Annotated in this window: 1 protein-coding gene; it reads right to left on the bottom strand. The window is 77.2% G+C overall.

The annotated features are described in order from the left end of the window. Positions 1-4801, bottom strand: a 4801-nt coding sequence (locus BG452_RS29900; RefSeq protein ID WP_188307480.1) for a type I polyketide synthase, incomplete at both ends; no start/stop codon positions are given.

Raw genomic sequence — 4801 nt, 5'->3', positions numbered from 1 at the left:
GTGCGCGGCCAGGGAATCGGGCGTGCTGCCCGCCCAGGCGCCCCACGAGACGGCGGTGCCGGCTCGCCCGGCGGCACGGCGGCCCTGGGCGACGGCATCGAGGAGGGCACTCGCGGCGGCCTCGTCGGCCCGCCCCTTCACGCCCCAGGTGCCGGCGATCGACCCGAACAGCACATAGGCGTCGAGCTCCCGGTCCGCGAGCGCCTCGTCCAGCGCCCCGAGGTCGGCGAGCAGCCCGGCGAGGTGGTCGGCAGGCTCGCCGGCCCGGCCCGTGTAGAGGACGGCGGAGAGCTCGGGGAGCCCGAGGACGGAGGCGACGGCCTCCGGGTCGCCGGGCGTGCCGGTGACGAGCGTCAGCTCGGCGCCGTGCTCGGCGAGCTCGGCGCGCAGGCGGTCGACGGCCTGGCCGTCGACGCCGGTGAGCAGCACCACCTGCCGGGCGCCCGCGTGCGCCAGCCAGCGGGCGGTGGGGGCCGCGTGTCCCTCCGCGTCGCCGACCACCAGGACCGTTCCGCGCGGGGTCCACGGGCGTGCGGTGTCGGCCGTGGTGGCGCGCACGAGGCGGCGGGCGAAGGCTCCGGCGGGACGCAGCACCAGCTGGTCCTCACCGTCTCCGGCCGTCAGCAGGGCGCGCAGACGGGCCGACGTGCGCGCGTCGGGGGCCTCGGGCAGGTCGATCAACCCGCCCCAGTGCCGCGGGTGTTCGAGGGCGGCCACCCGGCCGATGCCCCAGACGGCCGCCTGTGCGGCGTCCTGCGGGGCCTCGGTGTCGCCGACGGCGACGGCGCCGCGGGTGAGGCACCACAGCGGGGCCTCGACGCCGGCCTCACCGAGGGCGGCGAGCAGGGCGTCCGGCCGGGCGGGCCCGGTGGGCACGCCGTCGGAGGCGGCGAGCAGGGACACCACGCCCGTGACCGGTCCGCCGAGCGCAGCGAGCCGCTCGACCAGGTCCCCGTCGGTCGCGACCCGGAGCGCCTCCGCGCCCAGCGCCGCGAGCACGGCGGACGTCCAGGCGTCGTCCGGGCCCTCCGGGACGAGGGCCAGCCACCTGCCCGGCAGGGCGTCCGGCCCGGCCGGGGCCGGGTACGGCTTCCAGACGGCCCGGTAGCGCAGCCGGTCGGCGTCCGTCCGCTCGCTCCGGCGGCGGCGCCACGCCGAGAGGGCGGGGAGCAGCGCGCTGAGCGAGGTGTCGTCGTCGAGTCCGAGGGTCGTGCCGAGGGCGGCGGTGTCGGCGCGCTCGACGGCGGACCAGAACGCGGCGTCCGCCGGGTCGCCGGCCGCGACGGCCTCGGGTGCGCGCTCGGGCCAGTACAGCTCACGCTGGAACGGGTAGGTGGGCAGGTCGACCCGGCGGGCGCCGGTGCCGGCGAGCAGCGCGGTCCAGTCGACCGCCACGCCCGCGACGTGCAGCCGGGCCAACGCGGTGACCAGGGTGTGCTCCTCCGGCCGGTCGCGGCGGAGGGTGGCGGCGGTCACGCTCTCCGCGCCGAGACGCCGCTCGGCGAGGGCGGCGAGGACGCCGTCCGGGCCGAGCTCCAGGAAGGCGGTGACACCCGCCTCCTCCAGTGCGCGGATCCCGTCGGCGAAGCGGACGGTCTCGCGGACGTGGCGCACCCAGTAGTCGGGGGTGCAGAGGTCCGAGCCCAGTTCACCGGTCAGGTTGGAGACCAGCGGGATCGAAGGCGCCTCGTACGCGAGCCCGTTGAGGACGGCCCGGAAGTCGTCCAGCATCGGCTCCATCAGCGGCGAGTGGAAGGCGTGCGAGACCCGCAGGCGCGTGGTCCGCCGGTCGGCGAAGTGCGCCCCGATCGCCGCAACGGCGTCGGCAGCGCCCGAAACCACCACCGACGTCGGCCCGTTCACCGCCGCGATCGACACGGACTCGCCCAGCAGTGGCAGGACTTCACTCTCCTCGGCCTCCACCGCGAGCATCGCGCCACCGGACGGCAGGGCCTGCATCAGCCGGCCACGGGCGGCCACCAGCGTGCACGCGTCCTCCAGCGAGAACACCCCGGCGACGTGCGCCGCAGTCACCTCACCGATCGAGTGTCCGGCCACGAACTCCGGCCGCACACCGAGCGATTCGACGAGCCGGAACAGCGCCACCCCGACGGCGAAGAGCCCGGCCTGGGCGTACTCCGTCCTCTCCGACAACTCAGCGTCCGCTCCCCACACCACGTCCCGCAGCGGCCGGTCCAACAGCTGGTCCAGCCGTGCGCAGACGCCGTCGAAGGCCTCGGCGAACACCGGGAAGCGGGCGTACAACTCCCGTCCCATGCCGAGCCGTTGCGAGCCCTGCCCGGAGAACAGGAACGCCGTCGAGCGCTCGGCGGCCACGCCGCGCGCGATCTCGGCGCCGTCCAGCAGCACCGCCCGGTGCCCGAGCGAGGCCCGCCCGACGGCCAGCGAGTGCGCGACGTCCAGCGCGGACACACCCGCCACGGAGGCGAGGCGCCCGAGCGAAGCGTCCAGCGCGGCCTCGGACTTGGCGGAGACCACCCACGGCGCGGCGCTCGCCACCACCTCGGTGTCGTCCGAGGCCTCGGGCGCCTGCTCCAGCAGGACATGCGCGTTGGTCCCGCTGACGCCGAAGGCGGAGACGCCGGCCCGGCGCGGGCGGCCGGTCTCCGGCCAGTCGCGGGGCTCGGTCAGCAGCTCCACCGCGCCGGCCGTCCAGTCGACGTGCCGGGAGGGCGCGTCGACGTGCAGCGACTTCGGCAGCTCCCCGTGCTGCATCGCGAGGACCGTCTTGATCACGCCCGCGGCGCCCGCGGCGGCCTGGGTGTGGCCGAGGTTGGACTTCACCGAGCCGAGGAGGAGCGGGAGTTCGCGGTCCCGCCCGTAGGCGGCCAGCAGGGCGTGCGCCTCGATCGGGTCGCCGAGGGCGGTGCCGGTGCCGTGGGCCTCGACGGCGTCGACGTCGGCGGCGGCCAGGCCCGCGTCGGCGAGGGCCGCGCGGATCACCCGCTGCTGGGCGCGCCCGTTGGGGGCCGTCAGCCCGTTCGAGGCGCCGTCCTGGTTGACGGCGCTGCCGCGCACGACCGCCAGCACCGGGTGCCCGAGCCGCCGGGCGTCGGAGAGCCGCTCCAGCACGAGCACGCCCGCGCCCTCGGACCACGCGGTGCCGTCGGCGGCGTCGGCGAAGGGCTTGCAGCGGCCGTCGGCGGCGAGGCCGCCCTGCGCGGTGAACTCGACGAAGGCGTCCGGGCTGGACATCACCGAGGCGCCGCCGGCCAGGGCCAGCGAGCACTCCCCGGCGCGCAGCGCCCGGGCGGCCAGGTGGAGCGAGACGAGGGCGGAGGAGCACGCGGTGTCGACGGTGACGGCCGGGCCCTCCAGGCCGAGGGTGTAGGAGAGGCGGCCGGACAGGACGCTCGCGGTGTTGCCGGTGGCGGCGTGGCCTCGGACGTCGGCGGTGCCGCGGCGCAGCACGGTCAGGTAGTCCTGGCCGTTGGTGCCGACGAAGACGCCGGTGTCGCTGCCGCGCAGGCGGTCGGGGGCGATGCCGGAGCGCTCCAGGGCCTCCCAGGAGGTCTCCAGCAGGAGGCGCTGCTGGGGGTCCATGGCGAGGGCTTCGCGGGGCGAGATGCCGAAGAAGCGGGCGTCGAAGCGGCCGACGCCGTCGAGGAAGCCGCCGTGGAGGGTGGCGGAGCCGCCCCGGCCGAGGGCGTCGAGGTCCCAGCCGCGGTCGGTGGGGAACGGGCGGACGGCGTCGGCGCCGTCGCCGAGCAGGCGCCAGAGGTCCTCGGGCGTCTCGATGCCGCCGGGGAAGCGGCAGGCCATGCCGACGATCACGACCGGGTCGTCCGAAACGTCCCGCAGGGCCGGGGCCCGGTCGGGCTCGGGCAGCGTGCCGAGGAGTTCGGTGAGTAGGTGGGCGGCCAGGTCGGCCGGGGTCGGGTGGTCGTAGACCAGGGTGGCGGGCAGGGTCAGGCCGGTGGCGGCGGTGAGGGCGTTGCGCAGTTCGACGGTGGTGAGGGAGTCCATGCCGAGGTCGGTGAAGGGCTGGTCGGCGCCGACGCGCTCGCCGCCCGCGTGGCCGAGGACGGCCGCGACGCGGGTGCGCACGAAGTCGAGGACGAACCGTTGCCGGGCCCGCTCGGAGAGCTCGGCGAGGCGCTGTCGCAGCCCGGGGTCCGGGGCGGTCGCCGACGGCCGGCCGGCCGGCCCGGCCAGCGGGGCGATCAGCGGGACGGGCCGCTGCGCGGTGAACACGGCGGCGAAGCGCTGCCAGTCGATGTCGGCGACGGTGAGGGCGGTGTCGTCGTGGTCGAGGGCGTGCCCGAGGGCGGTCAGGGCGCGCTCGGGCGCCATCGGGCTGTAGCCGCCCCGGCGCACCCGCTGCTCCACTCCGGCCCCGGCCATGCCGTCGCCGGCCCACGGGCCCCACGCGATCGCGGTGGCCGGGCGGCCGTCGGCGCGCCGCTGCTCGGCGAGGGCGTCGAGATGGGCGTTGGCGGCGGCGTAGTTGGCCTGTCCGGCCGCACCGATGGTGCCGGCGGTGGAGGTGAACAGGACGAAGGCGGCGAGGTCGGTGTCGCGGGTCAGCTCGTCGAGGTGGCGCGCGGCGTCGACCTTGGGGCGGAACACCTCGGCGAACCGGTCGGCCGTCAGCGTGTCGAGGGTGCCGTCGGCGACGACCCCGGCGGTGTGGAACACGGCGGTGAGCGGCCGGTCGGCGGGGACGGCGGCGAGGACGGCCGCGAGGGCGTCCCGGTCGGCGGCGTCGCAGGCGGCCAGGGTGACGTCGGCGCCGAGGGCGGTGAGGTCCGCGCGCAGCTGCTCGGCGCCGGGGGCGTCC

Source organism: Streptomyces sp. CBMA123, assembly GCF_014596465.1.
In the GTDB taxonomy this organism is placed as follows: domain Bacteria; phylum Actinomycetota; class Actinomycetes; order Streptomycetales; family Streptomycetaceae; genus Kitasatospora.
The sequence above is the reverse complement of the archived record's forward strand: the minus strand, read 5'-3'. Positions and strand labels throughout refer to the sequence as shown.